The following is a 22,403-nucleotide window of genomic DNA, read 5'->3' on the forward strand; positions in this document are numbered from 1 at the left end:
TCAGTGAACCTCGTACCATTCTTTACGGATCAGCGGGTTAACCGCGGCGCCGACCAGTTCCGACAGCACGCTGATAAAAATAACGGAGCTACCCACCACCACCACACCGGCGGAGATGGCGGCATAGTCATGCTGGTTCAGTGCTTGAATCAACCAGCGGCCAATTCCTGGCCAGCTAAATACGGTTTCAGTGATCATCGCCAGTGTCAGCATGGTGGAAAATAACAGCCCTAATTTAGGAATGATCGGTGGTAGGGCATTGCGCAAAATCGAGCGGCGCAAAATGGTCAGTCGTGACCACCCGCGGGTAGCCGCCACTTTCACATACGGTTTGTCGACCACTTGTTCAGTACTGGCGCGCATCAAGCGGATCACTTCGGTGGTCGGTGATAACGACAGCACGACCACCGGTAAAATCATGTGCATCACGGTGTTGTAAATAATCTGCTCGCGGTACGGTGAGTCAGATAACCACGCATCCACCAGAATAAATCCGGTTACCCGCTGCACTTCATACAGCAGACTGTGTTGACCGGAAATCGGCAGCCAGCCTAAGTGCAGGGAAAACAGCATGATCAGCAAGATCCCCAGCCAGAATACCGGGATGGAAAAACCAACCAACGCGATGGCGGAGATAATGAAATCTTGCCAGCGACCACGGCGCGCACCGGCAATCAGACCGAGCGGAATACCGACGATCAGCGCCAGAATAAAGGCTAGCAAGCACAGCTCCAGCGTGGCCGGAAACACGTTCAGCAATTGCTCGCTAAGTGGCTCGCCAGTGACGTTGGAGACGCCGAAGTTGCCATCGCTCAACGCCATCAGGTACTGGCTGTAACCGTCAAACCATGACAGATCAGACGGCGCGCTACCATAGCTTTTGAGCCAGTAGCCGATGAGGGTCAGGATCAGCACCGTAATCACCAACAGGCTGAGCCGACGCAGGGTGTAGATGATCATTGCTCAGGCTCCTGCCGGTAAACTTCGGAAAACGAGGTACTGCCGAACGGGCTGAGAACTAAGCCGTTCAGGTCGGCGCGGTGCCCTTGCAGGCGCAGTGAGTGCGCAATTGGGATCACAGGCGTTTCTTCTTCCATAATTTGTAAGGCGTTGCGATAAAACAGCAGGCGGCTGGCCAATTTGTCGGTGGTCAGGGCCGCATGTAGGAAGGCATCAAAACGCGGCTCGCACCAGCGCGCGTAGTTACTGCCGGAGTCGATGGCGTTGCAGCCAAGCTGAGGGCGCAAGAAGCTGTCGGGGTCATCGCTGTCGGAAACCCAACCGGTCAGTACCATGTCGTAATCGCCGCTTTGCAGCATGCCGCGCTCAAAACTTTGGGTATCGATCGGGATAATTGACACTTTCACCCCAGCTTTGGCCATATCCGCTTGGATCAGCTCAGCCATTTTCAGTGGCGACGGGTTATAGCTTTGTGCGGAGGTCGGTACCCACAATTTGAGCTTCAGATCTGACACTCCGGCTTCCGCCAGCAGCTTTTGTGCTTCCGCCGGGGTGTAGTAGTGTTCGGCCAGACGATGGTCAAACGCCCATGAAACCGGCGGCAGCAAAGAGCGTGCAGGCTCCGCAGTACCGTAGTAAATGGATTTCAGCAGACGATCGCGATTAACCAGCATAGAGAGTGCGCGGCGCACTTTCGGGTTGTTCAGCGGCGCTTTTTGGGTGTTGAGTGCCAGATAAGAGACGTTCATCCCCGATTGTACGCTCAGCTTCAGCTTAGGATCGTCTCGCAGCAACGCAATCTGGTTAGCTGCCGGATAGGGTAGAACATCGCACTCGCCGGTGATCAATTTGGCCATCCGGCCAGCACCGCCTGACGCGAAGTCCACCACCACTTGGGCAATGCGCGCCCGGCCTTTCCAATATTCGTCGTGACGGGCGAGACGGATGTACTGTCCGTTACGGTACTCTTGTAACTTGAACGGGCCAGAGCCGATCGGCAGGCGGTCAATCTGTTCTTGTTTGCCTTCTTTGAGCAGTTGATCGGCGTACTCTTTGGACAAGATCACCGCAAAGTGCGTGGCTAAGTGGGTTAGGAAGGAGGAGTCCGGACGCAGCAATTTGATTTGCACTTCGTCATCATTAAGTTTGGTGATGGACTCAATCTTGCTACCCAGCTGCAAGCTATCAAAATAGGGATAAGAACCGCCGCCGACCATATGGTATGGCGATTTCGGATCGAAAATCCGTTGCAGGCTGAACACCACATCATCAGCGTTCAGGGCGCGGGTTGGGGTAAACCAAGCGGTCTGGTGAAATTGAATGCCGCGGCGCAGTTTGAAGGTAAACGTGCGTCCGGCGTCACTGATCTGCCAGCTCTCGGCAGCAGAAGGCATCAGCCGATAGGTAAAAGGATTGATGTCCAGCAGTCGGTCATAGACCTGCGTGGAGATAGCATCAATGGTAACCCCGGCCTTGACTCGCTGGGGGTTCAGGATATTGGTGTTACCGGCGGTACAGTAGACGAATCCTTTCTGATAAATCTCTGCCGGCAAAGTTTCGTTAGCCCATGCAGGTTGTGCCAGCAGCAAAAATAGACCGCTGATCCAGTACCACGCATGCCATAACGAAACGCCACACCTTATTTTCAGGCCGCTCATGTTGACTCGTTTTTTTTCTAACAAGGGCATCATTTTACATTACTCTTGCCGAACGCCAACCTCTGGCGATTTATTGCACAATGCCGGAGCTGCGGGTGCTGTGACCGGGCATGTTGCAGGTAAAGAAAATGGGTCACATTGCGTCCAACGATTGCAGCTCGGGATACTTGCGTAAGATCCCGCGTAGCTGGTGGTAAGTGAGCCCCAGTAACGTGGCGGCTTGTTTCTGATTATAGCGGGCTTGCTGCAGCGCTGAGTGAATGACCTGTTGCTCTTGCGCAGCTAACCAAGCTTTTAAATCCACAGGGAAGTTGAGCACCATCGGTTGTGCGTTGGCTGTAGCAGCCGAGGTCAGCGCTGACTCAGGCACTGAGGTGGATGGGCTAGCGGATGGCAAGCCTGTAGTTGAAGGGAATTCGTTTGTCTGAGTTAGGTTGCTTGATTGCGAGGCGGCTTCCCAATCGACAAAAGGATTGAAGATAATTTCATGCACTGGCTCTTGCGGTGTGTCATTACGATATACCGCACGCTCGACCACGTTTTTGAGCTCCCGCACGTTACCCGGCCACGGGTATTCATTTAATGCACTCAGTGCGTGTGGGGTGAAACCGGCAAACAGTGGATAACCTAACTCTTTGCACATCTCTACGGCGAAAAATTCAGCCAGCAGTGGGATATCGTCGCGGCGATGGCGCAGCGGCGGCAGGTTAATCACATCGAACGCCAATCTATCTAGCAAATCGGCACGAAATTCACCGCGTGCGGCTTTGGCCGGCAGATCTTCGTTGGTGGCGCAGATCAGGCGCACATCGGCCTCCAGTTTTTGGCTACCGCCCACACGTTCATACTCACCATATTCGATAACGCGCAGCAGCTTTTCTTGTACCCGCAGTGGCGCGGTGGCCAACTCATCCAAAAAGAGGCTACCGCCTTGGGCGCGCTCAAAGCGGCCGGCATGGCGTTTTTGTGCGCCAGTAAAAGCGCCGGCCTCGTGACCGAACAGTTCCGAATCTAGCAAGTTATCGTTTAACGCTGCGCAGTTCAGGGTTAGCAGCGGAGCTTGCCAGCGGCGCGACAAATAATGCAGGCGTTTGGCGATCAGCTCTTTACCGCTGCCGCGCTCGCCGATAATCAGCACCGGTTTGTTCAGCGGCGCGAGTCGGGAGACTTGCTCCAGTACGCGGGTAAAGCTGTCGGCGACGCCGATGAGGTTGTCGTTACGTTTCATGGCGCGGTGGTGCTCCTGTGGCGAGGCGAGATGACCAAATGTTTATTCACATTGCAGCTCACATAGCAGCTCAACGCTATGCTCGAATCGAGACTCACGCGTTGGGCAACATGCTATGTAGTACAGAGCGGCAAGACTGCTTAAGTGGTCATTTTCACTATTTTTTAGCTAATTTAGTCATAGCATTATCCCCGCCGAAAAGCTATCCCTTTATTTAATTTGTTATTAATCAATGCATTACTTGAATGCAAAAACTTGGCATGCAACTTGATATGGTTATGGCAGTGAACAGGTCGCTGCGCAGCACGGAAGTGGGATAAACCACCCGAGTGCGTAGCCGGAAATGAACAACAGTTAGCGGTCCGCTTAGGTCGGAGCCCTAATTCAGGAGAACTATTATGGGTGTTTTTTCACGTTTTGCTGACATTGTGAACTCCAACATCAATGCGCTGCTGGATAAAGCTGAAGATCCGCAGAAGTTGGTCCGCCTGATGATTCAGGAGATGGAAGACACGCTGGTGGAAGTGCGCTCTACCTCTGCGCATGCCTTGGCGGAGCGTAAGCAACTGGAGCGTCGAATTGGTCATGCCCGCGCACAAGAAAGTGAGTGGCAAGAAAAAGCTGAATTGGCGCTGCGTAAATCGCGTGAAGATTTAGCGCGTGCGGCACTGATTGAGCGTCAGAAAGTGGCTGAGTTGATCCAAGGTCTGGAGCAAGAATTGGACGCCGTCGACAGCAGCATTCAGCGCATGAGCGGTGAAGTGGCAGAGCTGGAGAAAAAACTGACCGAGACGCGCGCCCGTCAGCAGGCCTTGCAGGTCCGCTATCAGGCTGCGGCTTCATCACGCTCAGTGCGAGGCCAGCTGGAAAATTCGCGCTTGGATGAGGCCATGGCCCGTTTTGAGCAATTTGAACGCCGTATTGATCAGATGGAAGCGCAAGCAGATAGTATGACTATCGGTAAGCAAAAGAATTTGCATGACGAGTTTGCCGAGCTGCAGGCCGATGATGATATCAGCCGTGAGCTGGCTGCGTTGAAAGCCAAGATGCAGCAAAAAGACTAACCGTGCCATCTTTGTGTATCGGTTAGCTCGGTTTTGCTTAGGCTGATGGACGCGCAATTCATCGCACCATCATTATTATCGCCAGGGCAGCCTGCTGCCCTGCATATCGAAAGGGAGTGTAACAATGGGAAGCTTTTTCCTGTCTGTGCCGTTAACGATTTTCTTCCTGTTTGTCGCGCCCGTTTGGCTGTGGCTGCACTATCGCAGCAAGCGTGAATTGGGCGAAGGCTTGAGCCAAGAAGAGCGCCGCCGTTTGGAGGTGTTAACCCGTGAAGCGCAGCAGATGCGCGAGCGTATCCGTTCATTGGAAGTGATTTTAGACTCTCAACACCCGAACTGGAGGGAGCCATCATGACCGGTAACGGCAACCTGTATCGTTATCCGCGCGAAGGCAAAGTGGCAGGGGTGTGTGCTGGTTTGGCGCACTACTTTGGCATCGAAGTGTGGCTGGTGCGGATCATGGTGATCACCGTGTTTTTGTTCGGTGGTGCGGGGATCGTGATTTTGGCTTATCTGGCCGCATGGCTGTTTATGGATAAATATACCGGCGAAGGCGAGGCAGTTTACGAAGAGCCGGCGCTCAAGTCTAAAACGTGGCAGGCGGGGGAGTCGGCTCATCGCCGGATCCAGACATTGGATCAGGAATTTTCCGAACTGGAAACCCAATTGCGCCGCTTAGAAGGGTATGTGACATCAGAAACCTTTAAGGTACGAAACAAATTTCGTCAGCTATAAGGCGTATAATCAGACAACTGTTCTGATCTGTTGTGAGTATGCATGAAAAATCTGATAAAAAATGAACTCTCGACCTTTGTTAACCGCGGTTTAGACCGGCATCTGCGCATTGCGGTGACCGGTCTGAGCCGCAGCGGAAAAACGGCCTTTATTACCTCGTTGGTCAATCAACTGCTGCATGTGAATGCCGGTGCGCGCTTACCGTTATTTTCTGCGGTGCGCGAAGAGCGAATACAAGGCATCAAGCGTATTCCGCAGCGCGATTTATCCATCCCGCGTTTTGCCTATGATGAAGGCATGCTCAGTTTGCATTCTGACCCTCCGGCATGGCCGGTAGCCACTCGTGGCGTCAGCCAAATTCGCTTGAATATCCGTTATCGTCCTCAGCATTCACTATTGCGGCACTTAAGTGAGCTGGCCACCTTGAATCTGGAGATCGTTGATTATCCGGGGGAATGGTTGCTGGATTTACCTCTGCTGGAGCAAAGCTATCGCCAGTGGTCACAGCAGATGATGGATATGCTGCAAGGTGAGCGGGCGGAATGGGCGCGGCCTTGGCTGACCCTTGCGGCTAAATGCGATCCGCATGCACCCGCTGATGAAAATTTATTGGCTGATATTGCGCGTGAATACACCGCTTACTTGCAGCGCTGTAAAGATGAGGGCTTGCACTTTATCCAACCGGGGCGATTTGTGCTGCCGGGCGAATTAGCCGATGCGCCAGTACTGCAATTTTTCCCGTGGCCGGGTCAACAGGGGCCATTTGGGGCGTTAGATGAAACGGCATTTAGCAAGGCAGATAAAAACAGTAATTTAGGCTTGCTCAAGGCCCGTTTCGAGCACTATTGCCAACATGTGGTGAAAGGCTTTTATCGCGATCACTTTGCCCGTTTTGATCGCCAAATTGTGCTGGTGGATTGCTTGCAACCGCTGAATATCGGCCCGCAGGCGTTTAATGACATGCGGATGGCGCTGGCGCAGTTGATGCAAAGTTTCCATTACGGTAAACGCACACTGCTGCGCCGGTTGTTCTCGCCGTGCATCGATAAACTGATGTTCGCCGCCACCAAGTCAGATCATGTGACGCCCGATCAGCACGCCAATCAGGTCTCACTGCTGCAACAACTGGTGCAAGAAGCGTGGCAAAGCGCGGCGTTTGAGGGCATTGCGATGGACTGCATCAGTCTGGCCTCGGTACAGGCCACCGAAGTGGGCCAAGTGCAGCATCAAGGGCGCACAATGAGCGCACTGCGCGGTCATCGCCTCAGTGATGGCGCGCCGCTGCTGGTGTATCCGGGCGATGTTCCGGCGCGCCTGCCGTCAGCAGCCTTTTGGCAGCAGCAACACTTTGATTTTGAATCTTTCCGTCCGCGTGTCAGTGCGCCGGACGAGCCATTACCGCATATCCGTATGGATGCCGCGATGGAGTTTTTACTGGGAGATAAGCTGCGATGAATACCCGTGAATCGACGATCAAGCCGGACAGCGAGCGCATGGCAGCGAATGAGCGTCATACCGAAACGCTAAGTCCGAAGATCACTTTTGCCGAGCCGCAAGCGGTCAGCAGCGAAGAGATATTGCGTCCACAGCAGACCTTTAATCAGGATGCGGCATTTGTGCAAACTGACGTAGTGGAAACCGAAGCAGCGCTGGATCAGCAAGTCACACAAGCCTTACAGCCTCGGCGCAGTCTGTGGCGTCGTTTGCTGGGCGTAGGCTTACTCGGCTTTGGCGTCGCGGCGGTGGGCCAGACGATTAATAGCGTCATTAATGCGTGGCAAGGGGGGGATTGGGTTCTGCTCACTGCCGCTGGCGCGGGTGGTTTGGTGTTAGCCGCGGGAATTGGCTCACTGGCCAGTGAATGGCGACGCTTGCTGACTTTACGCCGTCGCGAGCGTGAGCGTGAGGTCGCCACGGACCTGTTGCACAGCCAAGGGATCGGACAAGCACGGCCGTTTTGTGAGAAGTTAGCACATCAATCGTTGCTGGATGCGCAGCATCCGGTTTTGCAGCGTTGGCGCGCCGAGTTACAAGATACGCATAATGATCAGGAAGTGATCCGGCTGTACGCCAGCATGGTGCAACCGGTGCTGGATAAGCAGGCACGGGCTGAGATCAGTCGCTATGCTGCAGAATCGGCGGTGATGGTGGCCTGTAGCCCGTTGGCGCTGGTGGATATGGCATTTATCGCTTGGCGTAATTTGCGCTTAGTGAATCGAATCGCCAATCTGTATGGCATTGAGCTGGGGTATTTCAGTCGTGTCCGGCTGCTGAAGATGGTGCTGTTTAACATCGCATTTGCCGGCGTGACCGATGTGGTACGTGACGTGGGCGTCGATTTGCTGTCGCAAGACATCACCGCACGCTTATCGGCCCGTGCGGCGCAAGGGATTGGCGTTGGGCTCCTGACCGCGCGTTTGGGGATCAAGGCGATGGAGCTGTGCCGTCCGCTGCCGTGGATCAACGATGACAAACCGCGTTTGGGCATGATCCGTCAGGAATTATTGACGCAGGTTAAACAGCTGCTCAGTAAGCCGCAAAATCCGGCGCAGTAACTGATCACATCCGCAAGACATCTAACCCCCAGGTGAGCGCCGATTATATAACGGCGCTCACGCTTTTGACTGTTTTCTATACTCTTTCTGTAAGCACTATTTTCCCTGCCATACATTTTGCCGCTTTCCCGCTACACTCATTCCATATGTGCATGTTGGCTACGCGCATGGCATGCATGCCATTTCAACATGATGCGTGTTCGTAGCACGTGAAGCAAACCGGACCATGGAGGGCCTGTTATGTCCGAAATTTATGATTTCCCCCTGACGTTGTTAGACGGTACGCCTTTTGATACGCAATCTTTGCGTGGACAAGTGGTGTTGGTGGTGAATGTTGCCAGCCGTTGTGGTTTTACCCCGCAGTACGCTGAGTTGGAAAAACTGTATCGCGAGTTAGAAGCGCAGGGTTTTGTGATTTTGGCTTTCCCGTGCAACCAGTTTGGTGCACAAGAGCCCGGTTCGGCCGAGGAAATTGCCCGTTTTTGCTCACTGACCTATGGCGTGACATTCCCGGTGATGCAAAAAATCGAGGTCAATGGCACCCACGCCGATCCGCTGTACCGTTGGTTGAAAAAACAAAAGTCTGGCTTGCTGGGATCTGAGGCCATTAAATGGAACTTCACCAAGTTCCTGATTGATACTCGAGGTCAGGTGGTGGAACGTTACGCGCCACAGACCGCACCAGAAACTTTACGCGCCGACATCATCCGCTTACTGGCAGTCTGACAGACTGCCTCAGTTTTGCTAAACGTATCGATTGCATGCAGAAAATCCGGATAAAACAGCAGATTAAGGTGTAAATAGAGGGGAGATATTCTGTTTTTGCCGTGTCAAATTGTAAAAAGTATAGCAGGGCGGTTTTTAATAACTCATTGATTTAAAATGAGTTGAGTAAAGATGATAATTTTCTCAGTCACATAATTTCGCTGTCTCTGTCAAGAAATAATGACACGTGCCTTCATCTGTTGCACAGAGCGGGGTATCATCGTCCCACATCTGGATTAATCATCGCGAAGGTCGGTAATGTATGCGACTGGAAGTGTTTTGTGAAGATCGCGTCGGGTTGACGCGGGAACTGCTCGATCTGCTTGTCGGACGAGATATTGATTTACGGGGCATTGAGATTGATACCGGAGGCCGGATTTACCTGAGCTTTCCTGAGATTGATTTTGAAAGTTTCCGTAGTCTGATGACGGAGATCCGGCGTATTCCCGGCATTACGGATGTACGCAAAGTGCGTTTTATGCCGGTAGAGCGCGAGCATACTGAACTTAAGGCGCTGGTACAGGCGCTGCCAGATCCGGTCTTTTCTGTGGATTTGCGCGGCAAGATTGATTTGGTCAACCAAGCGGCTTTGGCGCTGTTTTCCATGAGCGAAGAGCAATTGCTGGAAGAAACTATCCAGAACCTGCTCAGTGGATTTAATTTCCACCGCTGGCTGGAAGATGAGCAGCACGCCGAAGCGGTGTCGCAGCGCATTGTGGTGCGTGGCCAAGACTACCTGATGGATTTGACCCCCGTTTACATCACCCATACTGCGGATGAAGGCAAGCCATTGCTGGCGGGTGCCGTGGTGATGTTGCGTTCTGCTGCCAAGTTGGGGCGTCAGCTGCAGATGCATAATGTGCATGACGACAGCGTATTTGGCCATATTCTGGCCGAAAGTCCGAAGATGAAGCAGGTGGTCGCGCAGGCAAAAAAATTGGCCATGCTGGATGCCCCATTGCTGATTGAAGGGGAAACCGGTACTGGTAAAGAGATGCTGGCGCGCGCGTGTCATTTACGTAGCCATCGCGGTGCATTGCCGTTTTTGGGACTAAACTGTGCCGCGCTGCCTGATAATGTGGCGGAAAGTGAGCTGTTTGGCCATGCGCCAGGGGCTTATCCAGGCGTTACCGAAAGCAAGAAAGGATTTTTTGAGCAAGCCAATGGCGGCACAGTGTTCTTGGATGAAATTGGCGAGATGTCCTCGCAGATGCAAACCAAGTTGCTGCGCTTCTTGAATGACGGCACCTTCCGCCGTGTCGGCGAAGATCATGAAGTGAAAGTGGATGTCCGCGTGATCTGCTCGACGCAAAAGAATCTGCTGGAGCTCGTACACAAAGGCATTTTCCGTGAAGACCTCTATTACCGTCTGAACGTATTAACCTTAACTGTGCCACCGCTGCGTGAACGGCAGCAGGATATTCCTGAGCTGGCGAACCTGTTCATTACTCGGATCGCCGATGAGATGGGCATTGAACGGCCAATGTTAGTGCCGGAGTTAATGCCATTTCTCTGCCATTATGGCTGGCCAGGTAACGTGCGCCAGCTGCGTAATGCGATTTATCGCGCCTTGAGTCAGTTAGAAGGCAATGTGCTGACGCCGCAGGATATCGAACTGCCGGAGTTTGAAACCGAAATTAGCTTGGGCGACGATCAGCTTGATGGCTCGTTGGATGAAATTACCAAGCGTTTCGAGCGTTCGGTATTAACTCGCTTGTATCGCAGCTACCCAAGTACCCGTAAGTTGGCTCGCCGTTTAGGTGTATCGCATACCGCGATTGCCAACAAACTGCGTGAGTACGGTTTGGGTAAGCAGCATAGCGAACAGTAATTTTCGCTGCGCTCGTTGACAGCGTGATAGCGTGATAGCGGGAAGTTCGAGGCTTCGCTGTTTCGTGGCGCAACTGTATACAGGCCAATCTCTTAGAGGAGACTGGCCTGTTTTTTTATGCGCTACTGCTTGGTATAAATCTGGCTGAGTGTACAAATCATGTTAACGCTTGTTTACACCCTGAAGCGCCCTGAACATCTTTTTTCGCGTATAACGGAGCGTAGTTTTTGCTAACACAGTTTTTGCTAATAGTAGGCCTGTTCTCTCCGGAAAGTGATCCGGCTTTCCCCGGTGCGCCTGTGTGATGTCGCCGTTGCGTCTATTCTCTTCCTGATTTATTTGAGTGGTTTTTCATGTTGTCGTTGGTCCGCATTCTTGTTCCGTTGTTGTTGGGCGTCTTTTTAAATACGGTGGCCCTGTCGGAGCAAAATACCCTGATCCCGCTGTGGCTGAGTAAAGCCGATATTTCAACGTGGCAAATAGGGATAGTGACATCGGCATACTACGCCGGCACCCTGATTGGGACGTTGCTGTGTGGCCGCACGGTGCTGCGTTTGGGCTATGCGCGTAGCTATCAGCTGTTTTGTGCGCTGTTTGTGGTGTGCGCCAGTGGCTTGTGGTTACCCGAACATGTGCTGACCTGGGGGATCACCCGTTTTCTGGTCGGGTTTGCCTGTGCGGGGATTTGGGTGTCGATTGAAAGCTGGTTGCTGACGCTCGGTGAGCCGGAAGAGCGGGGCGGTTTACTGGCCGTTTACATGGTGGTGTTCTATCTGGGTTCTGTCGGTGGGCAGCTGATGCTGAGCTGGACTGGCTCTCATTTCACTACTTCTATGTTCTGGATGAGTGGCTTGATGCTGCTGGCGATTATCCCGATGTTTGCGGTGCCCAATGAGAAAATGGGGCACAAAGCCGATGATGTGCGGCTGTTGCCGATTTTGAAATTACCGGCTGCGCGGATCGGGATTTTGGGCTGTCTGCTCTCCGGTATTGTGCTCGGTAGCTTGTATGGCTTGTTGCCGCTATTCCTTGAACATATTCGGATGGATGATGCGGAAGTCGGACGCTGGATGGCGCTGTTGATTTCGGCGGCGATTGTTGGTCAGTTGCCGGTGGGCAAGATGGCGGATAAATACGGTCGGCATCGAATTTTGCTGCTGCAAACGGGGCTGATCATCGCGTGTTCGGTGTGGTTGCTGTTTGGTCATGCGCGTTGGATATTGTCGATTGCGCTAGTGGGCGTGGGCTTTGCGGCTTTCACGCTGTACCCGATCGCCATGGCGCTGGCCAGTGAGAAAGTGGCCAAGCATGAGCTGGTGGCAATGAACCAGACGCTCCTCATCAGCTATACCGTCGGCAGCTTGTCGGGCCCAGTGGTTGGCTCGTTAATGATTGAATGGATGGGATACGGTGGTTTGTTCGTGCTAACTGCCGTGGTTAACGTGCTTTTCATGTGGGTATTGATGCGACAACCAGTCGCTGCGCGGGATTAATAGTCTCTGGTCTTAGCTAGCTAAAATCGGCGTTAAAACTAGGATCAGAATTAGAGTTAAAACCAAATATAAAACGGGCGGGTATCAATTACCCGCCCGTTATTCATTTCTTGGCGTGTGCTTACTGCTTCCACTGAATGTGGCATTCTTTCATGTCTTTACTGCGATTGAGCAGGATCCGAGCGAAAACATCGTCGATTTCATCTTGCTCGTTAACCAGACCGATCACAACTTCTGCATACAGATCGTTGCTGGCTGGAATACCCATTTCGCTGCCCCAGTCGGTGGCGACATCAACCAGCTCCGCTGCACCGCGATCTTCAAATTGCAGGTTGAACAGGATGATATCGGCCGGATCGAGGTTATCAGACGCCAGCTCAAGGAAAATATCGTAGGCGTTGTCGATCAGCTCGTCATCATTCCAGTCGTTTTCTGCGTTCAGCATTACATCTTCAGACATATTCTCTTCACTTTTTAAGGCAACGATTCGTAGACCTGCGCTCAAGGTGCAGGCACTCCGACAGCAGACTGTAACGGAGTAGGTAGCCCATTAAACCATTAAAGCGAGCGAGATCCCACTGTTAGCCGTATGGCGATGTTCTGGGTATACGCAGGACGTAGTTAGACAAAATAAATGGCAAGCATGATGTTGTCTGTGGCTGAAAAGTGAGCGCTAAAGCGGTGTTAGAGCGAAGAAAACGGCGCGATATGCAACCTGAGTAATATAATATAATTAATGCGATTTGTATCACAAAAGACTTCACAACGTATTACATTGGGAGTAGGCTTACGTCCACTTAATAAGCAGTCAACAAGCTGCATGTATTCTTACTTACTCAGTCCTCTATCGTCCGCTAGCTGTTATCACAATTATGAACAACAAATGGATTATCCCTTTTGCGCTGACTTACGGTGCCGTGTACCTGTTATTTCTGTGTCTGGATGGGTTGTTTTCATGCTTTGTGCATGAAAGTGAGGTTGCCATCGGCGTTGGTTTTTCAGGCTGTTTCTTTTCCATGAAATACGCTATTCGTTGTATTCCCAAAGGGGTCGAGTTCTTCCATTCCTCTATCATTACGGCATTTTTGGCCTCTTCCGTGATCAATATTGGTGCTGCGTGTTTGGTGCTGTTCTTGATCATCTCCGGCGGGATCTACCTGTCGGATGACATTGATGCCCATCTGGCTCCATCCATGATGGTGGTGTATCAGATGCTCTCTTTGCTGTTTATCACTCTTGGTGTCAAACATTACGGCAAGCAACGCGCGATCCGCTGCCTGAATTAATACATCTGAATCACAACAATAAAAATATCCTGCGTATGCCGCGTGCTGTATGAAAAAAATTTGTTTACGTTTGCTTGAGTGGTTCCCGAGTAAAGCCGATTTGCCAGACGGGGTGCGTATCTCGATCCCGATGATGTTGGTGCTGTTACTCTTTGTTTGGTTGGGTCAGCCGTCCGCTGGAGTGGGGGGCTTAATCACCGCCTGGTTGGTGGGCGTATTGGGGCGCGATCTTTCCTACCCAAAGCGTGCTAAGATCCTCTCGTTATCCGGTCTTATCTGTATTCTGGCGACCTTGATGGCGCAGCTGTATTTGCTGTCGCCATGGTTTGGCATGCTGGGATTATCCCTCTTCGGTATGGTGTATGGCCTGATGGGCAATCAGCGCAAATACATTCAGCTGATTGCGTATAACTTCGGTTTCACCTTGATCATGGCGCTGCATTTTGCGCAAGAGCATGTTTCTTGGCAGGTTGTGCTGGCCGCTAACACCTGCGCCGTGGCGCTGGCACTGCTGTTTTCGCTGGTGGGATGGCTGTGGGATTCTGGTCGCCAAGGTGAGCAGTTACTCAAAGTGACTACCGCCAATTTGGCGGATTACCTACAAAGTCTGGCTTCGCACGCGTTTACCGATCCGCGCCAAACCTTGGTACAGCGTGAGCGTTTCGATGTCGCACTGGGCGTGCTGGCCAACTGGTTGCGCTCGGTACCGCGTACGCGCCGTAATCGCCGTTACTATCGCGAGTTTAAAACGCTGCTGGCTTTTTCCGGCGGCTTAGGCAGTTTGGCGCGAACCCTGTATGAGCTCAATCAGCATGAAGAGTTGGCGTGGGACACCCGTAAGTGGTTAATGGCCGTGTCGGCCGCGGTGCGGGAGCAGGCGGCGGAATTACCCCCGTTTGCGCCTGAGCCGGTGAATGATGCGGCGTATTCGGTTGCGTTATCGGCGAGCCGCATTCAACAGGCGTGGCAGCAACGCAATCCATCCACGGCTGAAGGGATGACACCAGAAAACGCCAGCACCACGTGGAATCGTGAAGAAATAGAACGGGTTTGGCCAAGCGATAGCGTCAGCTTTGTTGATAGCCTGAAAGCGGCTTGTCAGCGTGGCTCACGTGAGATCCAGCACGGTCTGCGCATGATGGTGGTGATGACGTGTGCTCAGAGTTTGGCGCTCTATTTCCATGTCCAGCAGGGTTACTGGATCACGCTCACCGCTTTTATTGTGCTACTGACTGCACCGCTGGGTGCGGCACAAAACCGGATCCGCAACCGTTTTTATGGCTCGTTCTTAGGTGGCCTGCTGGCACTGGCGATTTTGGCGGTGTTGCATAACAGCCTGACCATCTTATTCCTGACGTGTGTTGTGACCTTCATGGCGTTCGCTACCTATTACAAGGCGCGTTATGAGGTGCATGTGTTTTGGCTGACCATGTTGATTGTGTTCGCCATTGCGCAGATGAACCCGACTGAGCCGGTGATTGCGCTCTACCGTGTATTCGATACCTTGCTGGGTACGGTGCTGGCATTTTTGTCTATCCATCTGATTATGCCTAGCTGGACTCGGCTATGGATTGACGCTCATGTGGTGCGGGTGATCGAGCAAGAGATCCGTTTGCTGTCAGCGATCAGTGCACAAGCTGACAACGTGCACGTGTATCTGTGGAGTGCGAATCGGGCTTATCGCAAGTTGCATGAAGAAGTGAACTACCTGCACCTTGAGCCCAATGCCAGCCCTCGTAACTTGCAAGATTGGCGCTCTTTATTATTGCTGCTGGTGCGGTTACACGATGCGGTGCAAAGCTTGTATGAGCAACAACAAAGCCAAACGGCGCAATGGAGCGAGGCCGATATTGCGGTGCGTATTGCGCAGTTGCAGCAGTGGGCCGAGCGTTTTCCATATCGTCATCACCATGATCACGAAATTGACAACATGGAAGGGGATATTACAGGGCTGCTAGTTGGGCCTTATACCCCGTGTTGGCGTTTAGCGATGGTGGATCGCGACATCACTCAGCTCACTAACTGGTTAAAACATCAACAACCGTTTCTGGTTTAAGCCTCAGCCCAGCATTCTGCTGGGCTGTTTTTTATCGGAAAAATACAATCATCACACAATAGTTGGCTGTTTATACATTGAACAGTTCAGCGCTGAACGAGATAACCAAACTTTATCTTATAACCATATGATATTTATGATGATTGATTTTTGTGGTAGTGCATGAAGGTGTTCCTTCGCCGGTTGTATTTTGCTTTTATCCCATGAATTTTCCGTTTTCATGCCATGACCGCACGTTTCCCTAAAAAAAGCCCCATTTTGGCGGTATAGAGCAGACTTAGTGTCTTTTTTACAACGGGGTGACAGACTTTTTAAAGCTGATGAATCCTGTATTATGCGGCAGATTTTCTAGCTGGATTAATGCTGAAAGAGGAATCCAATCCATGCGATTTAAGCTTGATGACATGATCTTATTTGTTCGGGTTGCGGAAAAGCTCAGTTTCAGCCGGGTGGCAGAAGAAATGGATATTCCCCAGCCCACGGTCAGCCGCCGGATACGCCAGTTTGAAGACCAACTGCGCCAGCGTTTGTTTGAGCGAACCACGCGCCAGATACAGTTAACCGAGATTGGGGCCGGAGTACTGCAGCATTGCTATGCCGTGCTGAATGAGATTAAGGAACTGGAGAATTTTATCGATCACAGCCAACAGGAAGTCTCTGGTGAGCTGGTGATTGCGTCGTCGGCACGGGTAGGCACCCAATTGGCCAATTTCTTTCTGTCCGACTTCTTGGCCCGTTATCCGGGCATTCGCATCGTACTGAAAAACGTGCAGGTGCAGGATGGATACAGTGATTTTGACGGCGATATCCTGCTGTGTCAGCACAAGCCGAATAACGGCAATCTGATTGCCCAGCGCCTGACCACCGGTCGCCGTTCGTTTTACGCCGCGCCAAGTTATCTGGAGAAATTCGGCATACCGCAAAGCCCAGAGGATTTCGATCAGCACCAGTTTGTGATGCTCGATGATGGTCTGCTGCCACCGGATGTGGTGCGCTATTCCCTGCCTGATGGGCAGATAATTGAGAAAAAAATACAGGGCTCACTGACATTTTCTCATATTGAACATGCCTATGGGATGGCCTTGCAAGGACACGGCATTATTTGGTCGCCGTATGTGCTTGCTTTACGGGATGTTCAAGAGGGAAATCTGGTTAATTTGTTCGATGGCCAATATGGTCTCGAATTACCGTTTTATGCAGTTTACCGCTCAAGACGGAATCAACCTTCCAAAATTCGCTGTTTTATTGACATGTTGCGAGAACGTTTTGAGACAATAACCAGTGATACTTATTCAAAATTTGCATACCCCTATACACCTGATGGCATAGGTGCTAGACAATAGCTAGTTTACATTTGCTGTACTCCAGTGGGAGTTTGACATCAAAAATTACGAATAGTTACCGGTCTGACCGTTCGTTCTCGTTAATTTTTGCTGTCAGGTCCCGTGAGTTTCACAAGGCATAACGCCAATAAGAAATGGAAAAGCAGTGAGGATAACTAACATGAAACGTAATGTACTTGCTATCGTAATCCCGGCACTTTTGGTTTCAGCTGCCTCTCAAGCCGCTGAGATTTACAACAAGGACAATAACAAGATTGATTTCTACGGCCGTGCTGTAGGTCTGAACTACATGTCTTCAGACAAAGCGGTACGTGGTGATCAGAGTTATGCGCGTTTTGGTATTCGCGGTGAAACTCAAATCAACGATTCCCTGAAGGGTATCGGTCTGTTCGAATACAACCTGCCAGCAAGCGGCGATAACGAAGTTCGTTATGCTTACGCTGGTCTGCAGCACGACGTTTACGGTGGTATCTCCTACGGTCGTCAAGATGGTCTGATGACTATCGTTAACGATTACACCGATATCCTGCCAGAGTTTGGTGGTGATGGTCTGGGCAAGCAAAATGACAGCTTTGGTACTGGCCGTACTGACGGTTTGCTGAAGTACATGATCCAGAGCAACGGCTTTATCGGTGGTTTGCAGTACACCACTGCTAACGATCAAGACATGATCAACGGCGAAGATCAAACTGGTGACGGCTACGCAGCTGCGCTGGGTTATGAGTTCGCTGACACTGGTTTCGGTAGCTTCGGTGGTGCGGTAACTTACACCAGCGCTAAGAAAACTGACCTGCAAACTCGCGCTGCTTTCGGTGGCGACAACGATGCACAAATCACTGCGCTGGGTCTGAAGTACAAGTATGGCAACATCTACGCAGCGATGACCTATTCTGAAGGCCGTGACAACTTCAAGGGTAACAACCTGGCGGGTAACACTGGCTACTTCAACAAAATGCGCGGCTACGAAGCTGTTGTCCAGTATCAAGGCAAAATTGAACCATCCATCGCATATATTCGTACCGATGTGAAGGACAACGGCATGAATATCAACGATACTTACAACGAGTACGTTGATATCGGCGCGACCTACTACATGAACGACAATTTCCGCGTATACGCAGATTACAAAATCAACCTGCTGGACGAAAATCAGTTCACCAAAGCTAACGAGCTGACAACTGATGACGTGTTTGCAGTGGGTCTGCGTTACGACTTCTAATTTAGTCCACTGTTACGCTTTTCTTTGCGTGAAACCAACCAGTTTATTCTGGTTGGTTTTTTTGTTATTTATCATATCGTTGTCGAGTTTTTGTGCAGGGTTTGCTGCTCTTTTTAGCAAGTGTTCAAAAAGAGGGCGATTGAACGCAATATGCGGTAAAAACCATTGACGCAGTACGGACTATCTTTTACATTAAGCCCCGTTCAGGCAGCCAAGTGATTGCAGGACAACAATAACCAATGGAAGAGTGGCCGAGTGGTTGAAGGCACCGGTCTTGAAAACCGGCGACGCGAAAGCGTTCTAGAGTTCGAATCTCTACTCTTCCGCCAAATTTCGAAGCCCCGTTGCTGAAAAGCAACGGGGTTTTTTGCTTTATTCTTTCCCGCCTTTTAATTACCTGCAGTTATCCAGTTATTGATTGCGGCTATCTATCGTAACTCGCGCAACTTTCGGAACGAGACGCACCTCCACTGAACGCATCCTGTATACAGTCGCGCGACAGGGAATATCACGTGCCATGATGAGAGAATAAAGACAAGATGCGCGCACCGTGCTGGCGCTGCGCATCTAGGGGAAGAGGCCGGATAGGGGAGCCCTATCCGCCGACGAGGTTGCCATGGCGCTTTGCGGCGAGCGCCGTTATTGCGCCTGACTGAGTTCTAATACCACAGGAATACTCTTGTAGGCCGGAATACCGCTGGCTTTATCATAGCTTTCTAGCGTCAACATATGGTTCGACTCAGGGAAGTAGGTCGCCAGTGAATTATCTGCCATTGGGTAGATCACCACTTTCAGCCCATCCATCCGGCGCTCGGTTTGGCTGCCATCAGGGGCGAGCGCGATCAGATTTACCCGATCACCGCCTTTCACGCCGCTGCGATCTGCCTGATTTTGGCTGATAAACACCACATCACGTTGTCCAAAAACGCCACGATAGCGATCATCCATCCCATATAGGGTGGTGTTGTATTGATCGTGGCTGCGCACGGTAGCCAGAACCAGTTCGCTGTTAAAGGCGGATTCGGGATCTTCAATTAGGCCATCACAAGGCACAAAGTTGGCTTTGCCCGATGCGGTAAGCCAGCGCCGCGCGGCGGCGGCATTTGGCAGGTGGAAACCGCCCGGATGGCGGATGCGTCGGTTGAAATCCTGAAAATCGGGCAGCACGATCTCCATGGCATCACGGATATGATCGTAGTCACTGATTAACGTATCCCAATTCACCACGCTGTGCGGCAGCGCCGCTTTGGCTAAACCGGCGACAATGGCACACTCGGATTTTAAATCGGCGGAGGCGGGTTTTAACATGCCGCGTGAGGCATGCACCATCGACATCGAATCCTCAACGGTAACCGACTGCGCGCCGCTGGTTTGCATATCAATTTCGGTGCGGCCGAGTGTCGGCAGAATATAACTGGCTTTGGCGGTGAGCAGGTGCGAGCGGTTGAGTTTGGTTGCAATGTGCACGGCGAAATCCAATTGCTGCATCGGATGCTCGGTTTGTGCGCGCCCCGGCATAGCGATGGCAAAGTTGCCACCCATGCAAATGATCCCTTTGGCTTCACCGCGGCAAATAGCTTGCATACTGGCAACCGCCGCATGACCAAATTGGCTTGGCGGGGTAAAACCAAAACGCGCCTGTAAACGGCTGAGAAATGCCGCTGAGGGCTTTTCGGTGATCCCGACAGTACGGTCACCCTGTACATTGGAGTGGCCACGTAATGGGCAAATCCCAGCGCCTGGCTTGCCGATATTGCCTTTTAGCAGTAGCAAGTTCACCAGTTGCTGCACGTTTTGGGTACCGTGCTGATGCTGGGTGATCCCCATGCCATAGCAAATGATGGTGCGCTCTGCTTGGGCGTAGCAATCGGCAATATCGCTAATTTTGGCCAAATCTAGGCCTGAGATCCGCTCGATATCCTTCCAATCGGTAGCCAGTACGTCTTGGCGTAGGGCGTCGTAGTTTTGTGTGTGGGCGTGAATAAAATTGGTATCCAGAATACCGGCTTGGCCGTCAGCAATGGCTGTTTCGTGGCGTTCAATCAGCAAACGCATCACACCTTTTAGCAGGGCGATGTCACCGCCAATGCGCACGTTGTAATAAGAGCTGGCCAGCTGGGTTTCTTTGCCGGTCAGCATTTCAACCGGCTCTTGTGGTGCGGTAAAGCGCTCTAACCCGCGTTCATGTAGTGGGTTGATAGCGATGATTTTGGCGCCGCGCAGGGAAGCTGCTCGCAGCGAGGTCAGCATCCGGGGGTGGTTTGTGCCAGGGTTGTGGCCGACGCAAATAATGAGGTCACAGACATCAAAGTCATCCAATAATACGGTGCCTTTCCCAACGCCAATGCTGGCGGCTAAGCCGACGCTGGTTGGCTCATGGCACATGTTGGAGCAGTCAGGGAAGTTGTTTGTGCCGTATTCCCGTACAAACAGTTGATACAAAAAGGCAGCTTCGTTGGAGGTGCGACCTGAGGTGTAAAACTCAACCACGTTAGGATCGGTATAGCGTTGCATCAGGGCGCCGATTTCGGCAAAGGCCAGTGGCCAGTCAATGGCTTCATAGCAGTCATTGGCGGGATTGTATTTCAGCGGGTGGGTCAACCGGCCACTGTTCTCCAGATCAAAGTCAGACCAACTCAGGAGATCTGTGACCGGATGAGCCGCGAAAAAGTCTGGCGTGACTCGTTTGCTGGTGGATTCCCACGCCATGGCTTTGGCGCCGTTTTCACAGACATCGAATGAGGCGCTGTGCTTCGGATCGGGCCATGCGCAACCAGGGCAATCAAATCCCTCTGGTTTGTTCATATCAAACAGCGCGATGATATCGTGGTGTATGTTCATTTGGCTGCGCAGTGTTTCGGCCACCGCTTTGACCGCCCCCCAACCACCGGCAGGCCCTTCGTAGGCTTCGATTTTTTCCTTCATGCTCATCCCACCTTTTCCTTTTAACACTTTACTGACGGTTATAGTCACCGCCCCGTTGCTAGGCTATGCCTTAATTGTTTACGAACATGTATGCATTGGCTGAGTGTAACTATCGGGGAAACACCAATAGCAGATGAAAGTAATGTCATATTGATATTACGCGACAACAAGACAGCGTGCGCGTAGTGCGTATTAGCATGTGTGATTGAAGGCGATTTATTGAGGGCGTTTTCGCGATGACTTGCCCAAAAGCCAAAAGCCAAAAGAAAACCCCACCGTGCTGTGGTGGGGTTGGGCGAGTTAGAGGATTGAATACTCAAATTTGTCTCAGATACTGGAAAAATCAGTCTCACCGTACAAATACGTTGTTAACGTAGATAAGCCAAAACAAACAATCAACTGTTTGTTATTTGCACAGCGCATCATTGTTAATGCGTAATGATATATAGGGATGATAAGTATTTCCTAATAAACCCGTTCTCAGTTTGAACTCAGTAAGCAGTAATTACAGCGTGATGGGTTTCATCAGCCCTTCATATGACTACTAACGCTAAATGTAGCTTAATCATTCTTGTTTAGTGGTTATTTAGTGGTGATATTTAAACTCCCTATTTGAGGACCATATTATTTAAGTGCTATGTTATTTAAGCACTATGTTATTTTAGTGGCATGTTGCGCGGGTCACTTTGCTATGGTGAACATGTTCTCTGATGAGAATTTGTACGGAGTATTAGACATCTGCATGATCTGAGTTATTGCTCAGCATATAACGCAACGTTGTTTTCGCTTAGAGATTTTAAACAGGATGTTACCTATGTTAGTGAATAAGGAATCCCCGCGTGTATTGGGCGTAAATTGGCTGTTTCTTTTACTGACCGCGGCGCTGTTTATTATCGAAGTGCTGATTACTCGTTACAGCCACAGTGGCTTTATCCGCGGCTTTGCGGGGGATGTGCTGGTTGTTTTGCTCCTATTTTGCGCTGTACGTTCGGTGCTACGAATGCCCGTAATACCATTAGCTGTTTTAGTATTACTGTTTGCGTATCTCATCGAATTAGGACAGAGGTTTGGCTTGGTTGATCTGCTCGGGCTGGGGCAATATCGTCTGGCAAGAATTGTTATTGGCAGTCATTTTGACTGGTGGGATTTAGTGGCATACAGCACCGGTTTCGTGATTATCTGTCTGGTTTATCATTATCGCCAACGCAGCATGAAGCATGCAGGTGTTGAAACAGGGAATTATTACCAATAATGATGCAGCATAATCATAATATTTTTACTGTGA

At 51.3% G+C, this 22,403-nt stretch carries 18 protein-coding genes and 1 tRNA gene; 14 read left to right on the forward strand and 5 right to left on the reverse strand.

Annotated features, from left to right (window positions below):
- The 3 genes from sapB to pspF form a co-directional block, all read right to left on the reverse strand.
- Entirely contained in the window at nucleotides 1–960 is a 960-nt protein-coding gene (sapB, locus tag NCTC9997_RS05765; RefSeq protein WP_010861888.1) for a putrescine export ABC transporter permease SapB, read from the reverse strand.
- Nucleotides 957–2,618, reverse strand: a complete 1,662-nt coding sequence (gene sapA, locus NCTC9997_RS05770; RefSeq protein ID WP_010861887.1) for an ABC transporter substrate-binding protein SapA — start codon at nucleotides 2,616–2,618, stop codon at nucleotides 957–959. Before sapA ends, sapB begins: the two co-directional genes overlap by 4 nt.
- 133 nt (nucleotides 2,619–2,751) lie before the next feature.
- Nucleotides 2,752–3,846: a phage shock protein operon transcriptional activator gene (gene pspF, locus NCTC9997_RS05775; protein ID WP_064977549.1), complete on the reverse strand. Its 1,095-nt coding sequence runs from the start codon at nucleotides 3,844–3,846 to the stop codon at nucleotides 2,752–2,754.
- 398 nt (nucleotides 3,847–4,244) lie between these two features.
- Between pspF and pspA the strand changes: the two genes are divergently transcribed.
- The 8 genes from pspA (at nucleotide 4,245) to NCTC9997_RS05815 (ending at nucleotide 12,289) form a co-directional block, all read left to right on the forward strand.
- Entirely contained in the window at nucleotides 4,245–4,910 is a 666-nt protein-coding gene (gene pspA / locus NCTC9997_RS05780; protein WP_010861885.1) for a phage shock protein PspA, read from the forward strand.
- A gap of 124 nt (nucleotides 4,911–5,034) precedes the next feature.
- A complete protein-coding gene (gene pspB / locus NCTC9997_RS05785; protein ID WP_010861884.1) occupies nucleotides 5,035–5,265 on the forward strand; it encodes an envelope stress response membrane protein PspB in 231 nt (76 codons plus the stop codon).
- Nucleotides 5,262–5,645 (forward strand): envelope stress response membrane protein PspC, encoded by a 384-nt coding sequence (gene pspC / locus NCTC9997_RS05790; protein ID WP_010861883.1) that lies wholly within the window; start codon nucleotides 5,262–5,264, stop codon nucleotides 5,643–5,645. Before pspB ends, pspC begins: the two co-directional genes overlap by 4 nt.
- 42 nt (nucleotides 5,646–5,687) lie before the next feature.
- On the forward strand, nucleotides 5,688–7,100 hold the full coding sequence (locus NCTC9997_RS05795; RefSeq protein WP_039046213.1) for a YcjX family GTP-binding protein: 1,413 nt from the start codon (nucleotides 5,688–5,690) through the stop codon (nucleotides 7,098–7,100).
- 38 nt (nucleotides 7,101–7,138) lie between these two features.
- Complete coding sequence (locus tag NCTC9997_RS05800; RefSeq protein ID WP_036768841.1) at nucleotides 7,139–8,200, forward strand: YcjF family protein; 1,062 nt, start codon at nucleotides 7,139–7,141, stop codon at nucleotides 8,198–8,200.
- 240 nt (nucleotides 8,201–8,440) lie between these two features.
- Nucleotides 8,441–8,926 carry a glutathione peroxidase gene (locus NCTC9997_RS05805; protein WP_010861880.1) on the forward strand — a complete coding sequence of 162 codons (486 nt, stop codon included), beginning with the start codon at nucleotides 8,441–8,443 and terminating at the stop codon, nucleotides 8,924–8,926.
- 301 nt (nucleotides 8,927–9,227) lie between these two features.
- A complete protein-coding gene (gene tyrR / locus NCTC9997_RS05810; protein ID WP_010861879.1) occupies nucleotides 9,228–10,796 on the forward strand; it encodes a transcriptional regulator TyrR in 1,569 nt (522 codons plus the stop codon).
- Between the two features lie 353 nt (nucleotides 10,797–11,149).
- Nucleotides 11,150–12,289 (forward strand): MFS transporter, encoded by a 1,140-nt coding sequence (locus NCTC9997_RS05815; protein ID WP_010861878.1) that lies wholly within the window; start codon nucleotides 11,150–11,152, stop codon nucleotides 12,287–12,289.
- A gap of 121 nt (nucleotides 12,290–12,410) precedes the next feature.
- On the opposite strand, the gene NCTC9997_RS05820 is transcribed toward NCTC9997_RS05815, so the two are convergent.
- Entirely contained in the window at nucleotides 12,411–12,734 is a 324-nt protein-coding gene (locus NCTC9997_RS05820; RefSeq protein ID WP_036768839.1) for an HI1450 family dsDNA-mimic protein, read from the reverse strand.
- 571 nt (nucleotides 12,735–13,305) lie between these two features.
- Here NCTC9997_RS05820 and NCTC9997_RS05825 point away from each other — a divergent pair.
- The 5 genes from NCTC9997_RS05825 (at nucleotide 13,306) to NCTC9997_RS05845 (ending at nucleotide 18,522) form a co-directional block, all read left to right on the forward strand.
- Nucleotides 13,306–13,575, forward strand: coding sequence for a hypothetical protein (locus NCTC9997_RS05825; protein WP_156669241.1), 270 nt, complete (start codon nucleotides 13,306–13,308; stop codon nucleotides 13,573–13,575).
- Between the two features lie 49 nt (nucleotides 13,576–13,624).
- Nucleotides 13,625–15,631 carry an FUSC family protein gene (locus NCTC9997_RS05830; protein WP_064977550.1) on the forward strand — a complete coding sequence of 669 codons (2,007 nt, stop codon included), beginning with the start codon at nucleotides 13,625–13,627 and terminating at the stop codon, nucleotides 15,629–15,631.
- Nucleotides 15,632–15,951: 320 nt separating this feature from the next.
- Nucleotides 15,952–16,974 (forward strand): LysR family transcriptional regulator, encoded by a 1,023-nt coding sequence (locus NCTC9997_RS05835; protein ID WP_081995615.1) that lies wholly within the window; start codon nucleotides 15,952–15,954, stop codon nucleotides 16,972–16,974.
- Between the two features lie 160 nt (nucleotides 16,975–17,134).
- Nucleotides 17,135–18,193 (forward strand): porin, encoded by a 1,059-nt coding sequence (locus tag NCTC9997_RS05840; RefSeq protein WP_010861873.1) that lies wholly within the window; start codon nucleotides 17,135–17,137, stop codon nucleotides 18,191–18,193.
- A gap of 241 nt (nucleotides 18,194–18,434) precedes the next feature.
- Nucleotides 18,435–18,522 (forward strand) — tRNA-Ser (locus NCTC9997_RS05845).
- A 310-nt stretch (nucleotides 18,523–18,832) separates the two neighbouring features.
- Here the strand turns inward: NCTC9997_RS05845 and NCTC9997_RS05850 are convergent.
- Nucleotides 18,833–21,118: an FdhF/YdeP family oxidoreductase gene (locus tag NCTC9997_RS05850; protein ID WP_064978446.1), complete on the reverse strand. Its 2,286-nt coding sequence runs from the start codon at nucleotides 21,116–21,118 to the stop codon at nucleotides 18,833–18,835.
- 814 nt (nucleotides 21,119–21,932) lie between these two features.
- On the opposite strand from NCTC9997_RS05850, the gene NCTC9997_RS05855 reads away from it, so the two are divergent.
- Nucleotides 21,933–22,370 carry a ribosomal maturation YjgA family protein gene (locus NCTC9997_RS05855; protein WP_152135912.1) on the forward strand — a complete coding sequence of 146 codons (438 nt, stop codon included), beginning with the start codon at nucleotides 21,933–21,935 and terminating at the stop codon, nucleotides 22,368–22,370.
- Nucleotides 22,371–22,403 lie beyond the last annotated feature (33 nt).

The organism is Plesiomonas shigelloides (genome assembly GCF_900087055.1).
In the GTDB taxonomy this organism is placed as follows: Bacteria; Pseudomonadota; Gammaproteobacteria; order Enterobacterales; family CAMTGL01; genus Plesiomonas; species Plesiomonas shigelloides.

Coding starts and splice junctions, on each gene's coding strand:
- pspA (WP_010861885.1), top strand. CDS start 4,245: ATGGGTGTTTTTTCACGTTTTGCTGACATTGTGAACTCCAACATCAAT.
- tyrR (WP_010861879.1), top strand. CDS start 9,228: ATGCGACTGGAAGTGTTTTGTGAAGATCGCGTCGGGTTGACGCGGGAA.
- NCTC9997_RS05820 (WP_036768839.1), bottom strand. CDS start 12,734: ATGCTGAACGCAGAAAACGACTGGAATGATGACGAGCTGATCGACAAC.
- pspC (WP_010861883.1), top strand. CDS start 5,262: ATGACCGGTAACGGCAACCTGTATCGTTATCCGCGCGAAGGCAAAGTG.
- pspF (WP_064977549.1), bottom strand. CDS start 3,846: ATGAAACGTAACGACAACCTCATCGGCGTCGCCGACAGCTTTACCCGC.
- sapA (WP_010861887.1), bottom strand. CDS start 2,618: ATGAGCGGCCTGAAAATAAGGTGTGGCGTTTCGTTATGGCATGCGTGG.
- NCTC9997_RS05825 (WP_156669241.1), top strand. CDS start 13,306: ATGAAATACGCTATTCGTTGTATTCCCAAAGGGGTCGAGTTCTTCCAT.
- sapB (WP_010861888.1), bottom strand. CDS start 960: ATGATCATCTACACCCTGCGTCGGCTCAGCCTGTTGGTGATTACGGTG.
- NCTC9997_RS05815 (WP_010861878.1), top strand. CDS start 11,150: ATGTTGTCGTTGGTCCGCATTCTTGTTCCGTTGTTGTTGGGCGTCTTT.
- NCTC9997_RS05840 (WP_010861873.1), top strand. CDS start 17,135: ATGAAACGTAATGTACTTGCTATCGTAATCCCGGCACTTTTGGTTTCA.
- NCTC9997_RS05830 (WP_064977550.1), top strand. CDS start 13,625: ATGAAAAAAATTTGTTTACGTTTGCTTGAGTGGTTCCCGAGTAAAGCC.
- NCTC9997_RS05800 (WP_036768841.1), top strand. CDS start 7,139: ATGGCAGCGAATGAGCGTCATACCGAAACGCTAAGTCCGAAGATCACT.
- NCTC9997_RS05850 (WP_064978446.1), bottom strand. CDS start 21,118: ATGAAGGAAAAAATCGAAGCCTACGAAGGGCCTGCCGGTGGTTGGGGG.
- NCTC9997_RS05795 (WP_039046213.1), top strand. CDS start 5,688: ATGAAAAATCTGATAAAAAATGAACTCTCGACCTTTGTTAACCGCGGT.
- pspB (WP_010861884.1), top strand. CDS start 5,035: ATGGGAAGCTTTTTCCTGTCTGTGCCGTTAACGATTTTCTTCCTGTTT.
- NCTC9997_RS05835 (WP_081995615.1), top strand. CDS start 15,952: ATGAATCCTGTATTATGCGGCAGATTTTCTAGCTGGATTAATGCTGAA.
- NCTC9997_RS05855 (WP_152135912.1), top strand. CDS start 21,933: ATGTTAGTGAATAAGGAATCCCCGCGTGTATTGGGCGTAAATTGGCTG.
- NCTC9997_RS05805 (WP_010861880.1), top strand. CDS start 8,441: ATGTCCGAAATTTATGATTTCCCCCTGACGTTGTTAGACGGTACGCCT.